This window comes from Agrobacterium sp. 22-226-1, from assembly GCF_053522345.1.
The window spans coordinates 193272-219040 of record NZ_JBNWCP010000006.1 but is presented as its reverse complement, the minus strand read 5'-3'; the positions used below and the strand labels follow the sequence as shown (position 1 = coordinate 219040).

General features: G+C 59.9%; 24 protein-coding genes. 6 read left to right on the top strand and 18 right to left on the bottom strand.

From position 1 onward, the window contains the following. A complete protein-coding gene (locus ACQZ5K_RS13045; protein WP_448740538.1) occupies nt 1-1800 on the bottom strand; it encodes an ABC transporter transmembrane domain-containing protein in 1800 nt (599 codons plus the stop codon). Nucleotides 1801-2060: 260 nt separating this feature from the next. Between ACQZ5K_RS13045 and rpmE the strand changes: the two genes are divergently transcribed. After that, nucleotides 2061-2282, top strand: coding sequence for a 50S ribosomal protein L31 (rpmE, locus tag ACQZ5K_RS13040; RefSeq protein ID WP_003497640.1), 222 nt, complete (start codon nt 2061-2063; stop codon nt 2280-2282). Nucleotides 2283-2724: 442 nt separating this feature from the next. Here rpmE and rcdA read toward each other — a convergent pair whose 3' ends face one another. From rcdA to ACQZ5K_RS13025, 3 genes are all read right to left on the bottom strand, one after another. Continuing rightward, complete coding sequence (gene rcdA / locus ACQZ5K_RS13035) at nt 2725-3240, bottom strand: protease adaptor protein RcdA (RefSeq protein WP_035262902.1); 516 nt, start codon at nt 3238-3240, stop codon at nt 2725-2727. 404 nt (nt 3241-3644) lie between these two features. Continuing rightward, nucleotides 3645-3836 (bottom strand): DUF1192 domain-containing protein, encoded by a 192-nt coding sequence (locus ACQZ5K_RS13030; RefSeq protein WP_003506186.1) that lies wholly within the window; start codon nt 3834-3836, stop codon nt 3645-3647. Continuing rightward, on the bottom strand, nt 3833-5122 hold the full coding sequence (locus ACQZ5K_RS13025) for an MFS transporter (RefSeq protein ID WP_035262904.1): 1290 nt from the start codon (nt 5120-5122) through the stop codon (nt 3833-3835). The genes ACQZ5K_RS13030 and ACQZ5K_RS13025 overlap by 4 nt, the downstream gene beginning before the upstream one ends. A gap of 137 nt (nt 5123-5259) precedes the next feature. Here ACQZ5K_RS13025 and ACQZ5K_RS13020 point away from each other — a divergent pair, with 137 nt between their 5' ends. Continuing rightward, nucleotides 5260-5415, top strand: coding sequence for a hypothetical protein (locus ACQZ5K_RS13020; protein ID WP_003520354.1), 156 nt, complete (start codon nt 5260-5262; stop codon nt 5413-5415). 29 nt (nt 5416-5444) lie between these two features. On the opposite strand, the gene ACQZ5K_RS13015 is transcribed toward ACQZ5K_RS13020, so the two are convergent. Beyond that, nucleotides 5445-5930, bottom strand: coding sequence for an Lrp/AsnC family transcriptional regulator (locus tag ACQZ5K_RS13015; RefSeq protein ID WP_065656502.1), 486 nt, complete (start codon nt 5928-5930; stop codon nt 5445-5447). A gap of 161 nt (nt 5931-6091) precedes the next feature. On the opposite strand from ACQZ5K_RS13015, the gene ACQZ5K_RS13010 reads away from it, so the two are divergent. After that, nucleotides 6092-6658 carry a PPC domain-containing DNA-binding protein gene (locus ACQZ5K_RS13010; RefSeq protein ID WP_059755816.1) on the top strand — a complete coding sequence of 189 codons (567 nt, stop codon included), beginning with the start codon at nt 6092-6094 and terminating at the stop codon, nt 6656-6658. Next, nucleotides 6645-7052: a PPC domain-containing DNA-binding protein gene (locus ACQZ5K_RS13005; RefSeq protein ID WP_174058050.1), complete on the top strand. Its 408-nt coding sequence runs from the start codon at nt 6645-6647 to the stop codon at nt 7050-7052. Before ACQZ5K_RS13010 ends, ACQZ5K_RS13005 begins: the two co-directional genes overlap by 14 nt. 38 nt (nt 7053-7090) lie before the next feature. On the opposite strand, the gene ACQZ5K_RS13000 is transcribed toward ACQZ5K_RS13005, so the two are convergent. The 11 genes from ACQZ5K_RS13000 to ACQZ5K_RS12950 form a co-directional block, all read right to left on the bottom strand. Continuing rightward, nucleotides 7091-7984 carry a PCC domain-containing protein gene (locus ACQZ5K_RS13000; RefSeq protein ID WP_448740537.1) on the bottom strand — a complete coding sequence of 298 codons (894 nt, stop codon included), beginning with the start codon at nt 7982-7984 and terminating at the stop codon, nt 7091-7093. Continuing rightward, nucleotides 7981-8760 carry an SDR family NAD(P)-dependent oxidoreductase gene (locus ACQZ5K_RS12995; RefSeq protein ID WP_448740536.1) on the bottom strand — a complete coding sequence of 260 codons (780 nt, stop codon included), beginning with the start codon at nt 8758-8760 and terminating at the stop codon, nt 7981-7983. Before ACQZ5K_RS12995 ends, ACQZ5K_RS13000 begins: the two co-directional genes overlap by 4 nt. Before the next feature lie 32 nt (nt 8761-8792). Then, nucleotides 8793-10418, bottom strand: a complete 1626-nt coding sequence (locus ACQZ5K_RS12990) for an acyl-CoA synthetase (protein WP_448740535.1) — start codon at nt 10416-10418, stop codon at nt 8793-8795. Beyond that, the gene (locus tag ACQZ5K_RS12985; RefSeq protein WP_020812232.1) at nt 10415-11584 is read right to left on the bottom strand and encodes an acetyl-CoA acetyltransferase; all 1170 of its coding nucleotides are present in this window, start codon (nt 11582-11584) and stop codon (nt 10415-10417) included. The genes ACQZ5K_RS12990 and ACQZ5K_RS12985 overlap by 4 nt, the downstream gene beginning before the upstream one ends. After that, a complete protein-coding gene (locus ACQZ5K_RS12980; RefSeq protein WP_127755561.1) occupies nt 11581-12438 on the bottom strand; it encodes an IclR family transcriptional regulator in 858 nt (285 codons plus the stop codon). Before ACQZ5K_RS12980 ends, ACQZ5K_RS12985 begins: the two co-directional genes overlap by 4 nt. Nucleotide 12439: 1 nt before the next feature. Then, nucleotides 12440-13243 (bottom strand): SDR family NAD(P)-dependent oxidoreductase, encoded by an 804-nt coding sequence (locus ACQZ5K_RS12975; RefSeq protein WP_448740534.1) that lies wholly within the window; start codon nt 13241-13243, stop codon nt 12440-12442. A gap of 76 nt (nt 13244-13319) precedes the next feature. After that, nucleotides 13320-14330 carry a TRAP transporter substrate-binding protein gene (locus tag ACQZ5K_RS12970; RefSeq protein WP_059755806.1) on the bottom strand — a complete coding sequence of 337 codons (1011 nt, stop codon included), beginning with the start codon at nt 14328-14330 and terminating at the stop codon, nt 13320-13322. Between the two features lie 67 nt (nt 14331-14397). Beyond that, the gene (locus ACQZ5K_RS12965) at nt 14398-16275 is read right to left on the bottom strand and encodes a TRAP transporter large permease (RefSeq protein WP_080819516.1); all 1878 of its coding nucleotides are present in this window, start codon (nt 16273-16275) and stop codon (nt 14398-14400) included. 621 nt (nt 16276-16896) lie between these two features. Beyond that, nucleotides 16897-17922 (bottom strand): class I fructose-bisphosphate aldolase, encoded by a 1026-nt coding sequence (locus ACQZ5K_RS12960; RefSeq protein ID WP_003523197.1) that lies wholly within the window; start codon nt 17920-17922, stop codon nt 16897-16899. Nucleotides 17923-18113: 191 nt separating this feature from the next. Further along, a complete protein-coding gene (locus ACQZ5K_RS12955; protein WP_448740533.1) occupies nt 18114-19316 on the bottom strand; it encodes a phosphoglycerate kinase in 1203 nt (400 codons plus the stop codon). A gap of 67 nt (nt 19317-19383) precedes the next feature. After that, nucleotides 19384-21249 (bottom strand): potassium/proton antiporter, encoded by a 1866-nt coding sequence (locus ACQZ5K_RS12950; protein ID WP_448740532.1) that lies wholly within the window; start codon nt 21247-21249, stop codon nt 19384-19386. Nucleotides 21250-21671: 422 nt separating this feature from the next. Here ACQZ5K_RS12950 and ACQZ5K_RS12945 point away from each other — a divergent pair, with 422 nt between their 5' ends. Beyond that, complete coding sequence (locus tag ACQZ5K_RS12945; RefSeq protein WP_448740531.1) at nt 21672-21914, top strand: hypothetical protein; 243 nt, start codon at nt 21672-21674, stop codon at nt 21912-21914. A 200-nt stretch (nt 21915-22114) separates the two neighbouring features. On the opposite strand, the gene gap is transcribed toward ACQZ5K_RS12945, so the two are convergent. Then, nucleotides 22115-23125, bottom strand: coding sequence for a type I glyceraldehyde-3-phosphate dehydrogenase (gene gap / locus ACQZ5K_RS12940; protein ID WP_059755800.1), 1011 nt, complete (start codon nt 23123-23125; stop codon nt 22115-22117). Nucleotides 23126-23187: 62 nt separating this feature from the next. Then, complete coding sequence (gene tkt, locus ACQZ5K_RS12935; protein ID WP_080819510.1) at nt 23188-25170, bottom strand: transketolase; 1983 nt, start codon at nt 25168-25170, stop codon at nt 23188-23190. Nucleotides 25171-25494: 324 nt separating this feature from the next. Between tkt and ACQZ5K_RS12930 the strand changes: the two genes are divergently transcribed. After that, nucleotides 25495-25767 carry a DUF4164 domain-containing protein gene (locus ACQZ5K_RS12930; RefSeq protein WP_035263131.1) on the top strand — a complete coding sequence of 91 codons (273 nt, stop codon included), beginning with the start codon at nt 25495-25497 and terminating at the stop codon, nt 25765-25767. The last annotated feature ends 2 nt before the right edge of the window (nt 25768-25769 follow it).

The following is a 25769-nucleotide window of genomic DNA, read 5'->3' as shown; positions in this document are numbered from 1 at the left end:
CTAGGCCTGGGCGCGCAATTCGTCCGGCCCGGTCTGGAATTGCAGCCGGGCAAGCCGCGCATAAAGGCCATTCTGGCGAATGAGGCTCTGATGCGTGCCCTCTTCGATGATGCGGCCCTCATCCATCACCAGAATACGGTCGGCCTTCAGCACGGTGGCAAGGCGGTGAGCGATGACGATGGTGGTGCGGGTTTTCATCAGCTCATCGAGCGCCTTTTGCACCAGCGTTTCGCTTTCCGCATCCAGCGCCGAGGTGGCTTCGTCCAGCAGCAGGATTGGCGCATTGCGCAGGATAGCGCGGGCAATGGCGATGCGCTGGCGCTGGCCGCCGGAAAGCGTCACGCCGCGTTCACCCACCTGCGTATCATATCCGTCTGTGAGACGTTCGATGAAGCTGTCCGCCTGTGCGGCGATGGCGGCGATGCACACTTCCTCGCGCGTCGCATCAGGCCGGCCAAAGGCGATATTGTCATGAATGGAGGAGGCGAATATCGCCACATCCTGCGGAACGATGGACAGGCGCGCGCGCAGATCGGCAAGGGCGACGTCGCGGATATCCGTGCCATCGACGGTGATGCGGCCCTGCTGCGGGTCGTAAAAGCGCATCAGCAGCGAAAAGACCGTGCTCTTGCCGGCACCGGAAGGCCCGACGATGGCGACGGTTTCGCCGGCGCTGACCTTGAAGGAGAGGCCGGAAACGATCGGCCGCCCTGTCGCGAGCGGATAGACGAAATCGACATTCTCGAATTCCGCCTCGCCGCGCGGCGGCTGCGGCATGGCGACGGGCGATGTGGGTTCCGCGACGGGCGAGCGCTCGTTCAGCAGTTCGGAAAGCCGTTCGGCCGCACCGCCCGCCTGCGCCAGTTCACCCCAGACTTCCGAGAGCTGGCCGAGACCGCTTGCCGCGATGACCGAATAGAGCACGAACTGACCGAGCGTACCGGCCGTCATGGTGCCCGACAGCACGCTTTGCGCGCCATACCAGAGAATGCCGACGACGCTGCCGAAGACCAGCGCGATGGCGACGGCGGTGAGGATGGAGCGGGCGCCGATGGCGGCGCGTGCGCCCTGATAGGCGGCTTCCACGGAGGCGCCATAACGGGCATTCGCCAGCACCTCGGCATTAAAGGACTGCACGGTGCGGCTCGCCGCAATCGTCTCGGAAGCATAGGCGGCGGAATTGGCCAATGTGTCCTGCGTGGTGCGGGAACGGGCCCGAACCGAGCGCCCGAAGGCGATCAGCGGAAAAACGATGAAGGGAATGGCAAGCAGCGCGAGGCCGGAAAGGCCGGGGCTGGTATAGATCATCATCGCCACCGCGCCGCAGCACATGATGATGTTGCGCAGCGCTACCGAGGCGGACGAGCCGAAAGCCGAGCGAATCTGCACGGTATCGGCGGTCAGCCGCGAGGTCAGCTCGCCGGATCGATTGCTATCGAAAAACTGCTGCGACAGGGTGGTGAGATGGGCAAAGACATCGCGGCGCAGATCGGCAACGACCCTTTCACCGATGGTCATGACGTAATAATAACGCATGGCGCTGGCGAGCGCGAGGACAACGGCAATCGCCAGAAGCATGGCGAAATAGCTGTTGATCATGCCGCCATCCGGCGTCTGGAAACCGTGATCGATAATGCGGCGAACGGCAAGCGGCAGGGCGAGTGTCGTGGCGGAAGAAAGCACGAGAGCGAAAAGGGCAGCCGCCATCAGGCCGCGATAACGCCGTAGATAGGGAAACAGGCCAAGAAGCGGCTTCAGGCTTCTTTGTTTCGCCGCTTTCTGCTCGTCAATGTCTGCCACGTCCTCTATGCTCCTCATTCCCTGCCGTTTTGGGCCTTTTGCGGGTGAATTTCCGGTGTGCGGCAAAATTCCCGCCCCTTTGGCCATCTCCTTTCACAAGGGGATAGCAGGCTCTTGTTATCTGGGCGACCTTCATGTATAGGCTCCGCATCGAATTGGGAAGCCATAGCCCATCTGGTCTATGGCTTCATTTATTGAAATGGCTCAGTTGACGCAATTGCGGCAAATGGACCGCACGTCACTTAACCAGGAAGATTGTCATGAAGGCTGATATCCATCCCGATTATCACACGATCAAGGTGGTCATGACCGATGGCACCGAATACGAAACCCGCTCCACCTGGGGTTCGGAAGGCGCCGTCATGAACCTTGAAATCGACCCCAAGTCCCATCCGGCATGGACGGGCGGCAACCAGCAGCTTATGGACCGCGGTGGTCGCGTTTCCAAGTTCAACAAGCGTTTCGGCGGCCTCGGCCTCTGATCCTCTTGCGGACGGATCGTTAAAAAAGCCCGGTTTTGCCGGGCTTTTTTGTTGCGTTTCTCCGCCTTGATCAGTTGCAGGCAGCAGCTCTTGCAGCCTCATTGCGAATATACGCCGGTGAGGAATCATCAGAGCAACGGTCGATACGGTCGCTTGCGTCCAAAAGTGGCTTCAAACAAATATAAGCAGCAATGAGCAATGCCCATCCAGACGCCACTGCAATATACATTAAAAAACGCATATTTTCCTCTTCGGAATATTTCAGCGCTATACTGAAACACAAATTATTAAGACAATGCAGAATTAAAGGTCGTTAATGTTGATGACCGTTTGTCGCTTTAAACGAGGGCAATATTTCGGCGTCTCGCCGTTGTATTGTTAGAAACAAAAAAGCAGGCCGGTGAGCCTGCTTTTCAAATTGTCCGGATAAGGTCGTCTTTTCTCAGTTGATCGAGAAAGCCGTGCGCAGAAGGTTGAGCTGCGCCTGCACGCTATTTTCATTGTCCGGCACCTTGGCGGCTTCGGACGGGCGATAGATTTCGCGGTCGAGCAGGGCGATGCGGTTCTGGAGACGCAGCGAGCGCTCGATAAGGTCGCGGAAGGATTCCGGCAGGTCGTTCCAGCCGGGCGCGTTGCGGTCGACGTTGAAGCTGTCGAGTCGCACCTTGTTCTTTTCGTTCAGAACCTGATCGCGCGTCATTTCACCGTTGTTGACGGCGCGCTGCAGAAGCAGCCAGGAGGCCATCTGCATCAGGCGGGTGGTGAGGCGCATCGATTCCGCCGCATAAAGCACCGAGGCCATGCGCGGCAGCACCTTGGAGGCGGCGCGGCCGGCACCGTCGAGATAACTTGCCGTTTCCTCAACCAAGGTCATGCCTTCGGTATAAAGGGTCTTGAACTGGTTGGAAGCAGCCGCGCGACCCGCAAAGCTTATGGTATTTAAAACCTGTTCCGACATTTTCTTTAAATCCCTGCTCACGCACCACACTGTCAGGCAACGACGACCCGGATATTTTGTTCCGGCCTTTAGTGTTTTCAGGATGGTATCTTTACCTGAAATGCGCAAGGCAATTATTAAAGAAGGGTTAATACCCACAGTTTTACGGAAACCGGCCAGCGGCAAAAAAAGAGCCGCGAAAGCGGCTCTCAAGGTAAAACAGGGAGAAAAATCAGACCAATTCGCCGTATGGAGAAGATGCCTGAGGTCCAGAAGAACTGGACATGTATAGTAATCTCTCAGAAAGCTTAATTTTTGGTTAATGGTAAACGAAAGACTGCCCCGTAATATTCATTTTCGGGCACTGGCTGAGCCTTAGCTTACGGCAGCGGAAGTGCAGTCGTGTGTCTATTCTGCAGTGCGCATCAGGATCGGAAGAGATTTTCCGCCGCCTGCCTTCCGGCGGATTTCCGTGTCCTCTCCTCTTCGAGTCGGGTGATTTCGGCTTGCAGAAGATCGATACGGCTGCTCAGTTCGTCCACGGAAAGAAGGCTGAGATCGCCTCCGATCTCATGCGCTGCCGGTTTTTGCGGACGGTCATCGTCAAAGAGGCTCATATGCCTGCTCCTTTTTCCACATAGTCGCCATCGTCGCCTGGATATTGCGGCGCGCGCGGGTCAAGCGCAATACTTTCCGGCGTGACGAGCGGTGAGGGCGTCGTTGGCATCATCGTCGAGAAATTGTCTTTTTCCTCGGTGGAAAGCGCAGCGCGCCGGCGGCTTCTGATGATGGCATAGGCGGTGATGAGCAGATGCGCCACGGCCGTCACCAGAAACAGCGCATAGGGGCCGAAATGGGTCATGATCGCGCCGCCGAGCGTCGGGCCGATGATGGTGCCGATGCCGTAAAGCAGCAGCAGACCACCGGAAACCTTGACGAAGTCTTCCGATGCGGCGAAGTCGTTGGCATGGGCCACGGCGATGGGATAGAGCGCGTTGGCGGCGGCGCCATAAATGGCGATCATCGAAATCAGCACATAGACATCATGCGGCTGGACCACCGCGACAGCCAGGCCCGCGACCGCGCCAAGCCCGGCCAACCCGGCCAGCACGTAGCGGCGGTCTATCCGGTCTGAAAGCCGGCCTGCGGGAAATTGCGCCAGCGCACCGACGAAAATCGTGACGGACACCATGATGGCGATCATGGTCGGGTCCAGCCCTGCCCGCGCACCGAAGACGGCGCCGAGCGTACCGTAAGCGCCATTGGCAATGCCGATCATCAGAATGCCGATGAAGGAAACCGGTGAGTTGCGGTAAAGGGCCGGCAGATCCAGCTTCACCTTCTGCAACGGCTGTGGGCTCGCCGCCTTCGAAAGCGTCGCTGGCAAAATCGCGATGCAATAGATGATGCCGCAGATCATGAACAGCGAGGTATTGCTGATATCCCCCATCGGCACGATCATCTGCCCCGCCACGACGCCGAGCAGCGTGATGGCGATATAAAGCGAGAAGATCATGCCACGACTTTCATTGGTGGCGCGCTCATTCAGCCAGCTTTCGATAATCATCGAGGTTCCGGCCGTGCAGAAACCGGTAAGCGCGCGCAGCGCGATCCATGAGGTGTCGTCGATGATGAGGCCGGTCATCAGCACCGTCAGGCACACCAGCGCCACGAAGGACCCGAATGCCCGTACATGGCCAGCGCGGCGCACGATGGCAGGCGCGACAAAGCAACCGACGACGAATCCCGCCGCCCAGGAAGTGCCCAGAAAGCCAAGAATTTCATTGGAGTAACCTTCCGCCGAACCACGCACCGGCAGGACGAGGCCCTGAAGGCCGTTGCCGAGAAAAAGAAACAGAGTGCTGGATAAAAGAGCGAATACGGGTAGAAGATTTCTGCTCATGAAAACACTCTCATGCGTTCGGACGGACGGTCGGACAGGTCATAGGACGGGCGTTACCCGAATGAGTTGCACTCTTCTGGTGAACGGTAAAAATGTCCAGCCTGTGACGATGCAGAAATAAAGAAAAGGCTCAATAAATGACGAAGGCGATCGGCCTTTTTTTACTGCTGGCCATGGTGGTCCAGATCATCCGGCCGCTCGGTCTGCCGGGCCTGAAAAAAAGAGGCGATTGCTGGAAGATCGCGGTTGCCGCCTTTGTCATCTGGTCGGTGACGCTGCTTCTGCGTCCGTAACGAAAAGCCGCCGCGGAGGCAGGCTCCTTTCAGGCGGGTGGCGGCTCCGCATCGGGCACGACCGATAAAGTATGCTTGAGGCATTTAAGTGCGAAACAGGAGCGGGAATGGCGCACACCCTCGATCTTGTAAAGCTTGCGGCGCAGAAACTGCTCGTAACCCGCGGTTCCCGCCACCGCCACCTTGATGAGATAATCATATTCGCCGGTCGTCAGATAGGCTTCCAGCACTTCGGGAAGAGCGGCCATGGCCTTACCGAAACGTTCCAGAACCTCATCGTCGTGACGCTCCAGCATGACCTCGATGATCACCGTCTCGGTCAGTCCCAGGTGGGCCTGATCGAGAATGGCGGTATAACCGCGAATGACCCCTTCGTCTTCCAGCCGCTTGACGCGCTGCCAGCAAGGGCTGGGCGACAGCCCCACCTTTTCCGATAGTTCCGTATTGCTCAGCCTGCCATTCTCCAGCAGGGCCCGCAATATTTTGCGGTCAATTCTGTCCAGCGGCTTCGTCATGCCGGCCTCCCTGAAATATATCGCAAAAAAATCTGCCGTCCGTGGGGCCGCTTGCGAAAGAAGTGTTTTCCGAAGGGCACTTTGGCGGCGCCATTCGAAAGCACCTTTGGCTGGTCTTTGAGTACCGTACTGCAAGGTACAGGCAGCAGGGAGGAGCAGGCATGGCACCAACACAGCAACAGCATTTTCCAAGGCCGAGAACGCTGATACACCCCGGGATTTCTTCGCCGGTGCGTATCAACAGCCTGCGCTCGCCGTCTGCGCGCCATATGCGGCTGTTCATCGCGCCGGGCTGTAGTCTCTACGATGGAATCGTGCGGTCTTTGGCCGAAAACGGCATCGAAAATGCCTCTTTGACCATTCTCGGCGGTTATTTCGACATCCTGTCCTATTGCGTGGCTCCACCCGATCCTTCCGGCAGGGCGGTCATCGCCTATACGAAACCCATCGATGCCGGGGCGGCATGGCTGGTTTTCGGCAACGCGACGCTGGGGCGGAGCATGAAGGGCGAGCCGATCGTGCATTGCCATGCCGCCATGCGGACTGCGGCGGGTGTGGTCAAAGGCGGCCATTTGCTGACGGAATCCTGTATCGTCGGAGAAGGCGGCATTTCCGCCCTTGTGACCTCGCTCGACAGTTTCGTGCTGCAGCAGTCCTTCGATCCCGAAACCAATATTCCCCTTCTCCAACCCAGGAACCGCACGGAGCGCGCCGATGAACACGCATAACAATGTCGAATCCGGCTCCATGGGCCGCGTGGCCTATGCCCGCATCGCGCCCAATGAAGACCTCGTGCTCGGCGTCGAGAAACTGTGTCTGGCCGAAGGTTTCCGTAATGCCTTCGTGCGCGGCGCCCTGGGCAGTCTGGTGGATGCGTGCCTCGGCACTCGCAGCGGCGCGTTTTTGCAGATAAGCGGTCCTGCCGTTGAAATCGTTTCGATTGCCGGTGAGGTGCGCGCCCAGCCGGATGGCTCCCTGCGCGCCGCGCTGACCGGCGTTGTCGCCGATACCGATGGCGCGGTTTACGGCGGTCCCTTCATCGCCGGCGCCAACCCCGTGTGCATGACCTTTGAGGTGACGCTGGAAGAATGGTTGCCTGCGGAAAAGCCGCAGGCGGCGTGAGGTGCGGTAAGGCGGGCGGTGGAGTTGCGCAGCGCAACTCATGCGGCCGCCCCCTGTTTTTCGGTCAGAAGCAGCTCGAAAGTGACGCAGACCGGGTTTTTGCCGCGCACCAGCCGCCCGCCGCTGATCCGCGTGGTAAGATCGACCATCGCAATATCCAGCATTGCCCGTTCGCCACCCGTGGCGGATGGGTGGATGCGGCCATTGCGGATGAAGATTTCGCTGGCATAGGCGGTGAGACTTGTTCCGTCTTCATAATCCACGCCGATCAGGCTGCCGATACCATTGACCTCGGCCTCCCTCAGGTCGAATTGTCTGCAGGCGGCTTCAAGAGCCGTGCAGATATCGGTATTGGGCCGCACGGTGCACAACAGCGCCCGGAGCCCCGCATCTTTCCGGTTGCGCGGCTGCGCGATGGGCGTGAAGAGGGGGAAATTGGTTTCCTCATCCTTTTGCACGTCCAGAATTGCGCCATCCAGCGCCAGCGCCTCAAGCGGCGTTTCCCCGGAAAATTCGGACTCCAAAGGCAGCAGGTGGCCCATGGATAGAACGCCTTCGGCACTTTTCCACGAACCATGGCAGTGCAGGAACGGCTGACCGTCGCGCCGCCCCATATGCAGGCCGGCATCGATGATCGTGCCCCCCGGCATGGAGAATGTTTCGCTATACCAGGCGGCATGGGCGTCATCGGGTGCGGCTGCGGGCATGACATAGTGCAACCGCTTCATCGGTACATTTTTCAGTCTGACATAACCGCCATCGAAACCCTGTTCGACAAAGGCCTCTGCAATCGCCTCGTTGACGCAGACACCGGGTCTGGCATTCAGCGTGACCGGATGGGCGTGGCAGCCGACGACGCGGAAGCGTTCGGGTGTTGCCGGCCCCGGATGGACGATGCTGCGCGGAAGCCCCTCCGGGGGCATTATCGTCATACCGCAAGCCCTGCGGTAATGAAGCCGCCATCCACGGCCAGCACCTGTCCGTTGATGTAGCTCGCGTCGTCCGACACAAGGAAAGCCACGGCAGAGGCGATCTCGTCCGTCCTGCCATAGCGGTGCATGGGAACGCGACTGTGCCATTGGTTGCGAACATTCTCCGTATGAACCGCCTGGGTGAGGGGGGTATCGACGGGGCCGGGCGCAATCGCATTGACGCGAATCCCAGATTGCCCCAGCTCGTTTGCCATAACCATCGTCAGAAGATTGACACCGCCTTTTGAAGCGCCATAGGCGCTGCGGCCGCGATTGCCGCACATGCCGGAAACAGAGCTGATATTGACGATCGAACCGGAAATTGCGCGGTCCAGCCAGTAACGCGCGGCGGCGCGGGCCACGGCGAAACTGCCGACGAGATTAACGTCAACGATACGACGGAATTCTTCCACGCTGGTATCGACGGAAAGCTTGTCGATGCCGATGCCGGCGCTGTTGACGACGGCCACCAGATCAACGGCATGATCGGCGCCGCCTGCCGTCAAGGCGGCGAAAGCCTCTTCTATCGACGTCTCATCCGCCACGTTGCAGACGATGCCGCGCGAGGCATCGATGCCGAGTTTTTCGCAGGCCGCATCCAGCGCCTCACGCTTGAGGTCCAAAAGCCACGGCTGCCAGCCGCGCGCCATCAACAGCTGCGCCGTGGAAAAGCCGATACCCGATGCGCCGCCGGTGATGGCGACAGCGCCTTTCATCTCTCTCGTCTGCTGTGTCATACCCATCTCCTCCCGGTTATGCGTTACGGCGTTCAGCCGGTCAGTTTTTCCTCGAAAACCGGCATCTGGCCGCGCTTTTCCAGCTCCTCGCGGATCATCTTCTTGGTGATCTTGCCATAGGCGGATTTCGGCATGGCATCCCAGAACACAACGGCTTTCGGCAGCTTGTAACGGGCCATCTTGCCATCGAGATAGGCTTTCAGGTCGATGCCGGCGATATTCGCGCCCTCCCGCGCCACGCAGACGGCGACGCCGACCTCGCCCCACACCGCGTCCGGCACGCCCAGAACCGCTGTCTCGCTGATATCCGGGTGCATGAGGATTTTCTCCTCGATCTCACGCGGATAGATGTTCGAGCCGCCGGAAATATACATGTCGGAGGCGCGGCCGGTGATGTAGACAAAACCGTTCTCGTCGCGGTGGCCAAGATCGCCGGTGCGGAACCAGCCGTTGCGGAAGGCTTTGGCATTGGCATCGGGATTGTCGTAATAGCCCGCGAAAACAGCAGGGCCGATAACGCAAATTTCGCCGGTTTCACCGACCTGAAGCTCCTCGCCCGCATCGTTCTGGATTTGCACTTCCATGCCGGTGCGATCGAAGCCGCAGGTGCCGACCCGCGCCTCCGGGCCGTCCTCGGCGGCGTGGAAGGAAGGCGGCAGCACGGTGATGTTGCCGGTCACTTCGCCCAGGCCGAAATATTGCACCAGCACCGGGCCGAGCTTGGCGAGCGCCCGTTTCTGATCGGCGCGATACATGGGCGCACCGGCATAGATGACGTAGCGCAGCGAGGAATGATCGAAACGATCCACGGAAGGGTCTTCGATCAGCATTTTCAGAATGGTCGGCACGGTGAAAGCATTGGTGACGCGCCATTTCTCGATCAGCGCCCACACCGCGGGCACATCGAGTTTTTCCGCAGCCGGAAGCACCGTTTTTGCCCCATGCGCCACCTGCACCAGCTGGTGGATGCCCGCGCCATGCGACAGCGGCGCAACGACGATGGAAGCGTCGCCCGGTCCGGTGCCGGGCATCAGATCGCAAAGATGGTTGGTGATGACGAAGGCCATCTGGCCATGAGTCAGCACCGCCGCCTTGGGCCGACCGGTGGTGCCGGAGGTGAAGAAGAACCAGCATGGATCGTCCCGATCCACCGCCTGGCTTTTGACTTTCTGGCCCAGATGACGGGCCACGATGGTGTCGTAGTCCTCGCCGAATTCGGCCGTGCCAATGGCGATGGTGAAATTGATCGCGGTCGCCTCCCGGCTGGCCCTTGCATGCTCGGGAAAAGCGCTGGCGCAGATCATGCCGCGTGCGCCGCTGGCTTTTGCCAGATAGGCCACCTCATCGGGCGACTGGCGATAATTGGTCGGCACCCACACCGCGCCCACGCGGAAGCAGGCGAACATGGATTCGAACATCTGGTTGTTGTTGGAAGACTGCACCAGAATGCGGTCACCTTTCCTGACACCGAATTCCGTTACCAGCGCCTGCGCCATGGCATCGACGCGGGCGTCCATTTCAGCCCATGTCCAGCTCTTGTCACCCCATACGAAGCCGATGTCGGCGGGGTTGCGGCGCGCTGCCTGGGTCAGGAAATGCGAGAGATTCATGACCCGCGTGGTCGAAGGCGCAACCCCGCCCGGAGGATGTATCGTCATTTCACGCGCTCCATGATCGAGACATAGTTGGCAACCGCGGTTCCCCCCATGTTGAAAACACCGGCGAGCGAGGCGCCGGGGATCTGCATGTCGCCCGCTTCACCCATCAATTGCATCGCCGCCATGACATGCATGGAAACCCCGGTTGCCCCAACCGGATGCCCCTTGGATTTCAGCCCGCCGGAGGGGTTGATCGGCAGGCGACCGGTTTTCAGAGCCGTGCCTTCGCGCACCACCCGGTGGCCTTCACCGGGCTTCGCCAAGCCCATGGCCTCATATTCGATGAGTTCGGCAATGGTGAAGCAATCATGGGTTTCGACGAAGGAGAGGTCGTCGAGCGTCGCCCCGGCGAGTTCCAGCGAACCTGCCCAGGCGCGGCGCGCGCCCTCAAAGGCCAGGGGATCGCGGCGGCTGAGCGCCAGAATGTCATTGACATGCTTGCGGCCCCTGAAACCGATAGCCCGGTTGAGTGTCGCTGCGGTTTCCTCATCGGCCAGAATGATGGCGGCAGCGCCATCGGAAATCAGCGAGCAGTCGGTGCGGCGCAGCGGGCCTGCGACGTAAGGGTTCTTCTCCGATACCGTGTTGCAGAAATCGAAGCCGAAATCCTTGCGCATATGGGCATAGGGATTGACCGCGCCATTGGCGTGGTTCTTGGCGGCGATCATCGCCAGTTCTTCCGAGCGATCGCCATAGCGCTGGAAATAGGCCTGTGCTATGCGTCCGAACTGGCCGGCAAAGCCGCCGGAAATATCGGCTTCCTCAGCACGGTAGCAGGCGGATAGCAGGATTTCACCCACCTCGGCGGTTGGTAGCGCCGTCATTTTTTCGGCGCCGACAACGAGCGCGATGCGTCCACGCCCGGCCTCGATGAAATCCATGGCGCTGTAAAGGGCGGCCGATCCCGTCGAGCAGGCATTCTCGAAACGCACTGCGGGCGTATAGGCGAGGCGCTCATCGCCCATGGCCACCAGCGCGCCCTGAAAATCCTGTTTCGAGAAACCGTTATTCATCACGCCGACGAAAATGCCGTCTATATCGCCGACATCGACGCCGGCATGGTCTATGGCCGGCGCCACGACCGAAGCCATCAGTTGTTCGGTATTTTCAAGGGCCGATTTGCCGAAAGGCGAATGCGCCCAGCCGACGATCTGCGCTTTGCTCATTTGCTCGTTCTCCTTGTTTGCCGTTTCGCGTCGCCTTCGCCGCGCGTGCGGGCGCGGCTGGCCATCATTTCCGCAATGCGTGTCTCGATGCGGGTCACTTCCTCGCGCAGCAGCGCCGCCAGTTCCGGCTGGCGCTCCGGCCGCATGCGGCTGTCGACGGCGGCAATGCTCAAGGCCCCCGCCACCGCGCCATCCGGTGTTCGGATGGCAACGCCTATACCCCAGGAATTCGAGAGGATCAGACCCGGATTGAGCGAATAACCATTGGTTCGCGTCAATTCGACATCGCGGCGCAGCCCGTCCAGCGTGATGCCGGGATAGTTCGCGGCAATCAGCCCGCTATTGGCGGCAATGACGCTTTCCACCTCGGCATCGGGCAGCGCCGCCAGCATGGCGAGCGATCCCGCGCCAATGCCCAGCGGGTGCTCGAAACCGGCCTGAAGCGCGTGGGTGCGCACCGGCCAGGTGCCTTCTTCGCGATAGAGGCACAATGCAAACGTGTCGCGGCGCACGGAAAGGAAGCTCGAATCCTCAGTGCGGCGGGAAATGCGCGTCAGACTGTCCTGAGCCATCTGCAGCAAGCCGAAACGGCGCGATGACAGGCTGCCTAGCACATAGGCTTCCTCGCCCAGATAATAACGGCGCGTTTCCTCATCCTGCTCCACCAGGCCTGCGCGGATCAGCGCCAGCAGCAGGCGGCGGGCCGTGGGCTTGTTCAGCCCGCTTTCGGTGACGATGACTGAAAGCGCCACGCCGCGTTCGGCATGACGCCCCACCATCGATAGAAGTCCCAGCGCCCGGTCTACCGCGCGCGCGCCTGTCAGGTCGCTTTCTGTCGGGATCATCGTGGCCATATCAGGAAAACGCTCCCACCGCACAGCTTTGCCCGCCATCGACCGGCAGGCAGATGCCGGTGATGAATTTGGCTTCATCGGATGCCAGAAAGACTGCCGCACGGGCGATATCGAAGGCATCGCCCATGCGGCCGACCGGGACCGCGGCATTGCGCGCCGCCACCATATCCTCGACGGAGGCATATTGATTGCTGATCTGTTTGTAGATCAGCGGCGTATCGATCATTCCGGGCAGAACGCAATTGGCCCGAATGCCCTGGCGGGCATATTGCATGGCCAGCGCCACGGTTGCCTGGTTTACGGCGGCCTTCATGGCGTAATAGGCAAAATAGGGATAGCCGGTCCAGCGAATGGAGGCGAGCGAGGAGATGTTGACGATGGCCCCGCCGCCCTGCGCCAGCATCACCGGCAGCACGGCCTTTGTGGTGCGATAAACGGAACCGATATTGAGGTCGACCGAGGCTCGAAAACGTTCCTCATCCAGCTCGACCGGGCCGCCCATATGGGTCACGCCGACATTGTTGTGCAGGATATCGATGCCGCCGAAGGCCTCGCAGGTCCGCGCAACCGTGGCCGATACGGAATCGAATTCCGTGACATCGGCAGCAACCGCAATCGCCTCGAAACCTTCGCCGCGAATGATCTGCGCGGTTTCCTCGGCCGCATCAGCGGAGAGGTCGACACAGGCCACGCGTGCGCCTTCGCGGGCAAATTGCACGGCCGCAGCCTTGCCATTGCCGAAACCCGGACCAGATGATCCTGCGCCAAAAACAATGGCGCGTTTTCCCGTCAGGCGACCTGTCAAAACAGTCTCCATTACAATCGTCAGAAATAGTCGGGTCGGCCCCGCCTGACGCGGGGCCAGCTATTCAGCGGACCGATCAGGTCAGGCTGGCGCCAACGGCCTTTTCGAGAATGGCCCAGGCTTCATCGCCATATTTGCCCTTCCATTCGGAATAGAAACCGGCTTCCTTGAGGGTTGCACGGAAGAGTGAGGCGTCGGTGTCATTGAAGGTCATGCCCTTGGCAATCAGGTCTTCCTTCACCGAGGCATTGAGTTTCGCCACATCGGCCCGCTCGTCCTTGCCGGCCTGATTGAGGTTTTTGGCAACGATGGCGCGCAGGTCATCCGGAAGGCGCTCCCAGGCGCGCTTGTTCGCCAGGAACCAGAAGCCGTCCCACATATGGTTGGTGACCGAGCAGAATTTCTGCACTTCGAACAGCTTGGCGGTGGAAATGATCGCCAGCGGGTTTTCCTGGCCATCGACAACGCCGGTCTGCAAGGCGGTGTAGACTTCAGCGAAATTGATCGAGGCAGGGGCCGACTTGAAGGCCTTGAACATCGAGGTCCAGAGCGGGCTTACCGGCACGCGGATCTTGAAGCTTTCGAGATCGGCCGGCGTGGCGATGGGCTTGGACGCGCTGGTGATCTGGCGGAAGCCGTTATCCCAGATGGTGTCCATGGCAACGAGGTTCTGCTTGGCGATTTCGCCGCGGACATATTTGCCGAGATCGCCATCCATGGCCGCCCAAACCGAATCGTAGTTCGGGAAGGCGAAGCCGATGCCGCTGATGGATGCATTCGGCACCAGCGTCGACAGGATCAGTGGCGAAAGCGTAAAGAATTCAACGCCGCCCGAGCGTACCTGGCTCAACACATCCGTATCAGCGCCCAACTGGCTGCTGGGGAAGATGTTGATCATCACCTGGCCGTCGGTTTCCTTGGCGATACGGTCAGCCGCTTCCTTGGCGCGGATGTTCATGGGGTGCGCCGCAGGCAGGTTGTTGGCGTATTTATAATTGAATTGCGCAGCGCGGGCGCGCGACACAAAAGCGGTGGCAAGAACGGCAGAACCGGCGCCGGCCAACACGGTACGTCTGTTGATATTCATTGCTTTCTCCTCCCAAAAATAAAAGCATGTGTCATTCATCGGCGTGGCGGGTGGACCCGCCACGGTCTCAGAGCAGAATTGTCGAGAAGCCCGGAATTGCCGCAATCAGCAGCAGACCGATGACCATGGCTGCGAGATAGGGCCAGATGGCGCCCATGGCCTCATCAGGCGAAACATTGCCTATCTTGCAGGCGATATAGAAACCGATGCCGATGGGCGGCGCCATCAGGCCGATATTCATGGCGACAACCACCACCATCGAATAATGGATGTCGTTGATGCCAAGCGTGCGGGCGATGGGGAACATGATCGGTGCGAGCAATACGATTGCCGGCAGGCCTTCCAGCACGCAGCCGAGGATCATGAAAATCAGGATCGACACGACCATATAGGTCATCCATCCGCCCGGCAGATCGGTGATCATCGCGGTCAGCTGGAAGGCAAAGCCGCTCTGGGTCAACCCCCACGCCATGGCCGAGGCGCAGCCGAGGATCAGCAGGATCGCCCCGGAAAGGGCGGCCGTCTCCACTAGCATGGAATAGAGTTTTTTGAGGCTGATGCCGCCATAAAGTACCGCACCGATAATCATCGCATAGAGCACGGCAATGGTGGAAACCTCGGTTGCCGTCGCCACGCCGCCGCCGACGAGGCTGCGGATGAGGAAGGGCAGAACCAGCGCCGGTGCGGCAACTAGGGCCGCCTTGCCCACCAGCGGCCACGGCGTGCGTTTTGCGCCTTCCATGTTTTCATGCCGCGCCTTCCAGCGGGCCAGAACGGCCAGCACCAGAAGCAGCACCATGGCGATCATGAAGCCGGACGTGAACAGACCGGCAATCGACACGCCCGCCGCCGAACCGAGAACGATCAGCACGATGGAGGGCGGAACGGTATCGGCCATGGCGGCGCCGGTGGCGAGCAGCGCAATCATTTCCTTGGGCTTGTGGCCACGGCGCTTCATTTCCGGAAACAGCGCCGGTGCAACCGTCGCCATATCCGAAACCTTGGAGCCGGAAATGCCCGAGACCAGAAACAGCGAGCCGAGCAGCACATAGGACATGCCGGCGCGAATATGGCCGAACATGGAGGATAGCAGCTCGACAATCGCCTTGCCCATACCGGTGGCGTCGAGCACACAGCCCAGCAGCACGAAAACCGGAACCGAGAGCAGAATGATGCCCGACATGCCCTCGTCAATGCGCCCGATCATCACGATGGTCGGAACCCAGGTGGTAAAGGTCAGGTAGGCAAGGGTTCCAAGGCCAAAACAGAAGGCGATCGGTACGCCCAGCACCAGAAACACCGCCACGAACAGGCCGAGGAAGATCGCCAGATTGAAATTGCCGAAAGTTTCGAGCGTCGGCGATGCCAGATAGAGCAGGCCGGAGGCGACCGCGACGGTGACAACGGCTGCGATGATGTCCCGTAGATTTTCCCTGCGGAAGAGATTGTTGAGGACCAGCAGCAGCATCAGACAGGCGCCGACCGGCAATGCCGCGGCGCGGAAGGACATCGGAATATTCAGCGCCGCCGAGGTGACGACCCATTCCTCAATGGCATATTCTATCGCCGGCTTGATAATCGCCGCAAGAAATGTCGCCACCAGCACGAGCGCGAGCGAGTTGACATAGCCCAGAATGCGCTGCGGAAACATGTTGAGAAACAGCGTCAGTCGCAGGTGTTCGCTGCGATCGATGGCAATTGCCGCACCGAGCATGGCAAACCACAGGAAGCTTAACGACGCCGTTTCATCGATCCAGACGATTGGCAAATGCAGGGCATAACGCGATGTCACGCCCAGCAGAAGCAGGCCGATCATCACCGCCAGCAGCACCGCCGCCACGGCCTCGACGGGTCGCATGAACCACGAGCCTGTTACCGGCCCCGTATGCAACAGCTCTCCGTCGAGTACAAATACGTCGTCATTCGCGTTTGCGGTCATGGTCATCGGGGCCTCCTCTCCCACAGAACAACCTTCGCAACGGACTGCGGCAGACAAAGAGAGTTATCCGCGCCTAGGCCAATATCATGACCGACGCATCAGGATATATCTGTCATTGCCAGACCGGCCAGACCCCTCCAAAAGCCTGAAACTAGCGGTATATTGCCTCCACAATATGGACCGTTAAAAAACTATGCATTCGGGATACACAGGAAAAGTGCCGAAATCAACTGTATAAATGCAGTATTGCGCGGTTTTCATCATATGCTTATAGGTCCACATAGTGGATCATACTATAATTGATTGAAATTTATCTGTGATGTAACGAGCGCGCAGCAATTTCCGGGGCTTTTCGGAAGCCCATCGAGACGACAGCAATTGTGATGCCGGGCGAGCCGGATGGTCTGGCGTTACGCGCTGGAGAAGTCGGGGAGCAAATCCGCTGCCTATTGCGGCAATGACGGTTATGAAGTCGTCAGGTTGCACGACTCAAAACGGTTGAGAATTATCAGTCAGGTAAATGAAAGACGATGGGGTCGGGTGACGGAATACGGATGATCTTGCTTTATCAAACGAAGCAGCCGCCCGGTGGGGCGGCTGCTGTTTATCTGATGGTCTCTGTCAGCCTCAGGCTGCCTTTTCGAGTTCCTGCTTCCAGTTGCCCTTGGCGGCGAGGCTGTTCATCGCGGCGCGGTGCGTGAAGGCGCGCTGGCCGGCGGCGACATTTTCCTGCTTGCCGCCCCATGTCTTGAGGGCCGTATCCTGAAGCGCGCGGCCGTAGGAATAGGTCAGAGACCAGGGCAGGTCGTAACCGGCATTCATGGCGGAGAGATGCGCCGTCGCCTCTTCGGAGGACTGGCCGCCGGAAAGGAAGGCGATGCCCGGAACGGCGGAAGGCACGGTCGCCTTCAGAACCTTCACGGTCTTTTCCGCCACTTCCTCGACGGAAGCCTTGCGGGCCTTCTTGCCGTCGATGATCATGTTCGGCTTGAGGATCATGCCCTCAAGGTTCACGCGGGCGTCGAACAGGTCCGCGAAGACGGTCTGGAGAACCCATTGCGTGACTTCCGCACAGCGGTCGATGTCATGCGTGCCCGGCTCGCCGTCCATCAGCACTTCGGGTTCCACGATCGGCACGATATCCGCCTGCTGGCAGAGGGCGGCGTAACGGGCAAGCGACTGGGAGTTTGCCTTGATCGAACCCCAGCTCGGACGCTGCTCACCGATGGTGATGACGCCGCGCCATTTGGCGAAACGTGCGCCGGCCTCATGATACTTGCGCAGGCGCTCGTAAAGACCGTCGAGGCCTTCGGTGATGAATTCATGCGGATGGAAAGCCATCGGCTTGGCGCCGATATCCACTTTGATGCCTGGCAGGCTGCCGGCCGCCTTGATGATATCCACGAAAGGTGTGCCGTCGGCGGCCTTTTGGAACAGGGTCTCTTCATAAAGGATGACGCCGGAGATGTATTTCTTCATGGCGTCGTCGGAACGGAACAGCATCTCGCGATAATCGCGGCGGGCGGTCTCGGTGGATTCCAGATTGATGCTGTCGAAACGCTTTTTGATCGTTCCCGTGGATTCGTCGGCGGCGAGCAGGCCCTTGCCGTCGGCGACCATTTTGATTGCGATGTCTTCGAGACGTTCGGTCATTTGCTATTCTCCCAAGGCACAATAAATTTCCGATAACAGAAGTTCCAGGGCAGGGAAATGGCACGCTAACTCATTGAAACGATTGAAATGATTTCAATCGTTTGAAACTTTTCCTCCCGGTGCCGCTTACCAAAAAGCAAGGCCGGACAAGCATGGCTTGTCCGGCCTCGTGTCAGGCAAGTAGCGTGAGTTTACTTGGCGGCGGTCAGGATGGCAACGCCCGGCAGTTCCTTGCCTTCCATCCATTCGAGGAAGGCGCCCCCGGCCGTCGAAACATAGGAGAAATCCTCGGAAACGCCGGCATGGTTGAGCGCGGCAACGGTGTCGCCGCCGCCGGCGACGGAGACGAGCTTGCCGGCCTTGGTGCATTCCGCCGCGTGTTTTGCAGCGGCAACGGTCGCCGCGTCGAAGGGCTCGATTTCGAAGGCGCCGAGCGGGCCGTTCCAGACCAGCGTTTCGGCGCGGGAAATCCAGGCCTTGATGCTTTCAACCGATTTTGGGCCGACATCGAGAACCATGGCATCAGCGGGAATGGCGTTGATGTCGACGATTTCATTGGCCGCACCGGCCTTGAATTCGCGGGCGACGACGCCGTCCTCCGGCAGCACGATCGCGCAGCCGGATGTCGCAGCCTCGATCATGATCTGCTTTGCGGTCTCGGCGAGATCATGCTCGCAAAGCGATTTGCCGACCTGCGCGCCGCGGGCGGCGAGGAAGGTGTTGGCCATGCCGCCGCCGATGACAAGGGCATCGACCTTCTTCACGAGGTTCATCAGCAGATCGATCTTGCTCGACACCTTGGCGCCACCGACGATGGCGACGACCGGACGGACTGGCTGGCCGAGGCCCTTTTCCAGAGCCTCAAGCTCGGCCTGCATGGTGCGGCCGGCATAGGCGGGCAGGTGGCGTGCAAGGCCTTCGGTGGAAGCGTGGGCGCGGTGCGCGGCGGAGAAGGCGTCGTTCACATAGATATCGCCATTGGCTGCCAAAGCTTCGACGAAGGCCGGATCGTTCTTTTCTTCGCCCTTGTGGAAACGGGTATTTTCCAGAAGCAGGATATCGCCATCGTTCAGTTTAGCGACGGCGTCCGCCGGAGGTGCGCCGATGCAATCGGTCGCGAAGGAAACGGCGTGATCGAGCACTTCCTCGACGGCAGGTACGATCTGGGAAAGCGACATATCGGCCACCGGTTCGCCCTTCGGACGGCCGAAATGGGCAAGCAGAATGACTTTCGCGCCCTTGGAGGACAATTCCAAAATGGTCGGCGCAACGCGTTCGATACGGGTTGCGTCCGTCACCTTGCCATCTGCGACCGGCACGTTGAGATCAACGCGGACGAGAACGCGCTTTCCGGCAATGTCGTTGAGGTCGTCGAGGGTCTTGAAAGCGGGCATAGGTCGATCCTGATTTGTTGCGAGTTCGGCACGGACCATACTATGCCTGATTGACGACGCAAGCCGGTCAGGCCTCATTTTCTCTCACTGTATTCGCAGCGGCGGGGGCGCTTTCTTCAACGCTGGCAGAGCGTGGCTGGCGCTTCTCTGCCAGATGGTTGCGCACACGGTTGAGGATTTCCGAAAAGCTGATGAAGATCGGCAGGCTGGTGGCCGGTTCCACTGGTTCAAGGGAGATGCCCACACCCGTTATCGCCTCGTGTTCGTCCAGTGTGCGAACGATCAGGACGATGGAGCCGAGGCGTACGCGGTCGGCATAATCGGCTTTTCCGGCAAGGCGCGCTTCGATGAGTTCCGCGACGCTCATCGCCTGTTCGGCGGGCGAAAGCAGGCCGGGACCATAGGCTGCATCCAGCTCCTTCGCCGGGCGGGCGGGCGAGATCGCGAAGGTGCCGAAGAAATCGGCGTCGTCATCGGCAACCGGCAGGGCGCTGGCGAACAGCCGGTCGATAAGGCGGGAATAGCCGGGCGCGATGAAGAGGTAGACGAGATCGTTCTCCCGCAACCGTCCGGCATATTGGTAGCGGATCGATTTGCCGTCGCGCACCACCAGCGAAGGCATGGCCCAGCGCGGAATGCGCTCGCCCTGCATGATGGCGCTGCCCTTGGCGACCCGGTAGGAGATCAGCTCATGATTGGCGGTGCCGGGAAGGTCCACTTCCAGCTTGTCCACCTCACCCATGCGCGGCGGCACGATCAGCCCGAGCCTTGTCGCCACAGGCTTGATGGTCCAGCCCTGCACGAGGAGTGACACCAGCACGATGATGAAGGCGGCGTTGAAATAGACCTGCGCATCGTCAAGGCCGCCGAGAATGGGCATGATGGCGAGCAGGATGGAGACTGCGCCGCGCAGGCCCACCCATGCCACGAAGGAGGTTTCCTGCTGGGTATAGTTGAAGGGCATGAGGCTCAGCCACACCGCAAGCGGGCGGGCGACGAAGATCAGGAACAGCGCGAGCAGCACGGCCGGAATGGCGATTGCCGGAAACTGCGACGGGGTGGCGAGCAGGCCGAGCATCAGGAACATGATGATCTGGGCAAGCCACGTCAGACCCTCATGGAAACGGCGGATTGTTTCCTTGGCGAAGATCCGGCGGTTGCCGGCAACGATGCCAGCCACATAGACCGCCAGAAAACCGCTGCCGCCAATTGAGCCGGTGAAGGAAAAGACGAGCAGCGCCAGCGCCAGCACGAAGATGGGCGCAAGCCCCCGGTCAGCGGCGAAACGGTTGACGACGGTGGCGATCATGACGCCGCCGAGCAGGCCGAAAATCACGCCAAGGCCCATCTGCTCAATGAAAAGCAGCAGAAAGCCGCTATCGATTCCGGCCAGCCCCTGGCCCTTGGCGATGATTTCGACCAGGGCAATGGTGAGGAAGATCGCCATCGGATCGTTGGTGCCGGATTCGACTTCCAGCGTCGAGCGCACCTGATCGCGGATATGGATGCCGCCGATGCGCAGCAGGAAGAACACGGCCGCCGCATCGGTGGAAGCGACGATGGCGCCGAGCAGCAGGCCTTCCAGCCAGGAAAGCCCGAGTAGCAGGGCGGCTGCGCCGGCAAAAAAGACGGATGTGAGGATGACGCCGACTGTGGCGAGAGCGACGGCGGGTGCCGCCGAAAGCCGGAAAGACTGGATGGATGTGCCGAACCCGGAATCGAACAGGATGACGGCTAGCACCAGCGAGCCGAGCATATAGGCCAGCGGATTGTTGGTGAATTCGATGCCGAGGCCATCCACACCAGCCACAAGGCCGATCATCAGGAAAAGCAGGAGGAGTGGCGCGCCGAACCGGAAGGCGATGAGGCTGGAAAAGGCGGCGACGAGAACGAGAACGGTTGCGACCAGCAACAGAAGATAAAATGATTCCACGTCCACCGCCTCATTCAAACCGCGTTGATGGACCGCAGTCCGTGGCGCAATGAATGCTCTGCGCGTCTGCAGTCAATGCGCCACGGGTTGCGGTCTGTCAGCGCTGTTTCGGGTGGCGTTGAAAGGCGACGCAAGGCGGGGTGTATCGAATGATACGGCAGGGCCGAAGTGCATTGCGCACGACCGTTATCCCTGTGTTTCTTGTCCGTCCCAAAGTGGACCAGACAAAGGCAGGAAATGGGAATTTTTTCGGCGTGCAGGGAAAACATGCAAGGCCCGGACAAGCGGCGCATACCCTGCACAAACAATTCATCCGCTGGTGTTTCAACGTAACATAGAGACAATGCAGCTGCGTTAGTTCTCGCCTCCGAATTGCTTTTGCCCATTATCGGAGCGATCGGATGAAACGGATATCTACCTTTATGATGCTGCTGGCGGCCGGCCCGATGGTTTCGGGTTGCTCGAGTACGGAGCAGACGGCAGAAAACATGGCCGCGCAACGAGAGCGCTGTCGCGTGTTTGGTTATTACGAAGGCTCGCGGGATTTCGCCGGCTGCATGATGAAACTCTCCATGCAGCAAAGCGAATTGAGGCAACAGACCTTCGATACGATCTGGAGCAGTGCCGGCAATTCCGGTCCGGTCATTATCAACAATAGAAAATGACGATTACGCGCGCCTCTTCCGGCTGGGTGAGGGGCGACTTGCATCGTCGGTCGGCCGGTGACGGTTTTCGATCCGAAGCGCCCCGCCTTGCTTCGGGATCGACGCCGGGGGTGGGGATTCCTCGTTCCGCCGGCATTTTTCAGGCAAACAAAAACCGGCAGGATTGCTCCTGCCGGTTTTTTTATGGAAGCGATGCCTGCTTAGATGGTCTTCGCGAAGGCGACGGCCGTGTCCGACATGCGGTTGGAGAAGCCCCACTCGTTGTCGTACCAGGACAGGACGCGCACGAAATTGCCTTCCATAACCTTGGTCTGGTCGTTGGCGAAGATCGACGAATGGCTGTCGTGGTTGAAATCGCGGGAAACCAGCGGCTCGTCCGTGTAGCCGAGGATGCCCTTCAGCTTGCCATTGGCGGCAGACTTGATCGCTTCGTTGATTTCCTCAACCGTGGTGGCGCGCTTGGCAATGAACTTGAAGTCCACGACCGAAACGTTCGGGGTCGGAACGCGGATCGACGTGCCGTCCAGTTTGCCCTTGAGGTGCGGCAGGACGAGGCCAACGGCCTTGGCAGCGCCCGTCGAGGTCGGGATCATGGACAGGGCTGCGGCGCGGGCGCGGTACAGGTCCTTGTGCATGGTGTCCAGCGTCGGCTGGTCGCCGGTGTAGGAGTGGATCGTCGTCATGAAGCCATGGTCGATGCCAACGACGTCATCAAGAACCTTCACGACCGGCACCAGGCAGTTGGTGGTGCAGGACGCGTTGGAAATGACCAGATGGTCCTTCGTCAGCTGGTCGTCGTTGACGCCGAAGACGACGGTGAGGTCAGCGCCGTCAGCCGGAGCCGAAACGATGACGCGCTTTGCGCCGGCCGTCAGGTGAGCGGCAGCCTTGTCGCGGGCGGTGAAGATGCCCGTGCATTCCAGCGCGATGTCGACGCCGAGTTCCTTGTGCGGCAGCGTTGCCGGATCGCGAACGGCCGTCACCTTGATCGGCTTGCCGCCGCCAACGATGATCGTGTCGCCTTCGACCTTCACATCGGCCGGGAACTTGCCGTGGATCGAATCGTAGCGCAGCAGGTGGGCGTTGGTCTCCACCGGGCCGAGGTCGTTGATGGCAACGACTTCGATATCGGTGCGGCCGGATTCGACGATGGCGCGCAGGACGTTGCGGCCGATGCGGCCGAAGCCGTTAATGGCAACTTTTACAGTCATTTACAGTCTCCCGAACAAGAATGGGCGTGGTCTTTGCTGAATGGTGAGGGCCTGGGAAGCCCTCACGCAAGTTTTGCCTCGACTGCGGCGACGACGGCTTCCGCCGTGATGCCGAAGTGCTTGAAGAGATCCTTCGCCGGCGCGGACGCTCCAAAGGAGTGCATGCCGACGAAAGCACCGTCGTTACCGATGAAATAATCCCAGCCCTGGCGAATGGCGGCTTCGACCGCTATTCTGACCGGAGCCTTGCCGATGATGGCGTTGCGATAGGTTTCCGGCTGTTCCTTGAAGAGCTCGAAGCAGGGAACGGAGACGACACGGACGGAAACGCCGTTGTCCTTCAACGTTGCGGCGGCCTTCAGCGCCACTTCGACTTCCGAACCGGATGCGAAGATCGAAACCTTGGCGTCGCTGGCGGAGACGAGTTCGTAAGCGCCGTAAGCAGACAGGTTCTTCTCTTCATATTCCTTGCGCGAGGGCGCAAGGTTCTGGCGGGTAAGGGCCAGCGCGGAAGGACGATGCTTCTGTTCCAGCGCCAGCTGCCAGCATTCCGCCGTTTCGGTTTCATCCGCCGGGCGGAAGACGAGCAGGTTCGGAATGGCGCGCAGGGCTGCGATCTGCTCCACCGGCTGGTGGGTCGGGCCGTCTTCGCCGACGCCGATGGAATCATGCGTCAGAACGTGGACGACACGGATGCCCATGAGCGCTGCAAGGCGGATCGACGGACGGCAATAATCCGAGAAGATCAGGAAGCCGCCGGCATAAGGAATGAGACCGCCATGCAGAGCGATGCCGTTCATGGCTGCTGCCATGCCGTGTTCGCGGATGCCGTAATGCAGGTAACGGCCGGAGAAATCCGTCGGCGTGATGGACTTCATCTGGCTGGTCTTGGTGTTGTTGGACGGCGTCAGGTCAGCCGACCCGCCGACCATTTCCGGCAGGACGCCGTTGATGACTTCGAGCGAATCTTCCGAGGCCTTGCGGGTGGCGACCGTCGGGTTGTTCTCGATGATCTTCTTCTTGAAGGCATCGATGGCGCTGTTGAAGTTGCCGGGCAGGTCGCCGGCGAAGCGGCGCTTGAATTCGGCTTTCTTGCCGGCTTCAGCGGCTTCGAGGCGGGCTTCCCAGTCCTGGCGGGTCTTGGTGGAGCGCAGGCCGGCAAGACGCCATGCATCCAGCACGTCTTCCGGAACAACGAAGGCTTCCGCTTCCCAGTTCAGGTGCTTGCGGGTGGCGGCGATTTCTTCGGCGCCGAGCGGGTTGCCGTGAACCTTGTGGGTGCCCTGCTTGTTGGGTGCGCCGAAGCCGATGACGGTCTTGCAGGCGATGAAGGTCGGGCGGTCGGATTTCTGCGCGGCTTCGATGGCGGCGGCAATCGCGTCCGGATCATGGCCATCGACGCGGATGGTGTTCCAGTGAACGGCCTGGAAGCGGGCGATCTGGTCGGTGCTGTCGGAGAGGCCGACTTCGCCGTCGATGGTGATGTTGTTGTCATCCCAGAACAGAACGAGCTTGTTGAGCTTCAGGTGGCCGGCAAGCGCGATGGCTTCGTGGCTGATGCCTTCCATGAGGCAGCCGTCGCCGCACAGGACATAGGTGAAGTGGCTCTGCAGGTCGGAGCCGAATTCCTCTTCCAGCTTGCGTTCGGCGATTGCCATGCCGACGGCGTTGGCGATGCCCTGGCCGAGCGGGCCGGTGGTGGTTTCGATGCCGGTCGCATGGCCATATTCGGGGTGGCCGGCGGTCTTGGAACCGAACTGACGGAAACGCTTGATCTCGTCGATCGTCATGTCCTCGTAGCCCGTCAGATAGAGCAGCGAGTAAAGAAGCATCGAGCCATGACCTGCCGACAGCACGAAGCGGTCACGATCCGCCCAGAGCGGAGCCTTGGGATCGAATTTCAGGTAACGGGTGAAGAGAACGGTGGCGACATCGGCGGCGCCCATCGGCAGACCGGGATGGCCGGAATTGGCCTTCTCCACTGCATCCATGGCAAGAAATCGGATCGCATTTGCCATCCGGTTGTGTTTGTCGCGAGAAATCATGGCTTTTCCGTCTGTTTCCGGGTGAAAGGAGATAGTTTTACGCAACTATCCAAAAAGCGGGTTGATCCATAGCAGGTGAGGCAGGCAAGTCAATAAATCCACGGGCAATTGCGGTTCGCCGAGGGATAAAAATCGTTTAGAAAATCGGCTGTCCAGATAAAATTCGTGCGATAGGCGTCGCCGCCTCTTCGTTCATCCACAGAGCAAAACGCCTCAATGCACTGGTTTGATTGACGGGATGGTAAATCGGGTAATAACCTCGTGATTGTTGAAAAGGCCTGAAACCGGACGATTCGGCCGGTGGCGTGCGAGTTGGAAAAAACGATGTCGGCTGACAAGACCGTACAATCTGCGCTGACGGAGCTGAATGCTGCCATCACAAATCTCGAAAATGCCATCGACATGCGTATCGAGCGGCAAAGGGAGACGGGCGAGATCGATAACGAGGTCAAGCGGGTCCATGTCGACCGCGCAAGGCTCGCGCATGAGCTGGATCAGGCCGAGTTTCGCGCCAATCGTCTTGAAGAAGTCAATCGCGAGGTTTCCCGCCGGCTGGTGACGGCGATGGAGACGATCCGCGCGGTGCTGGATCGATAGGA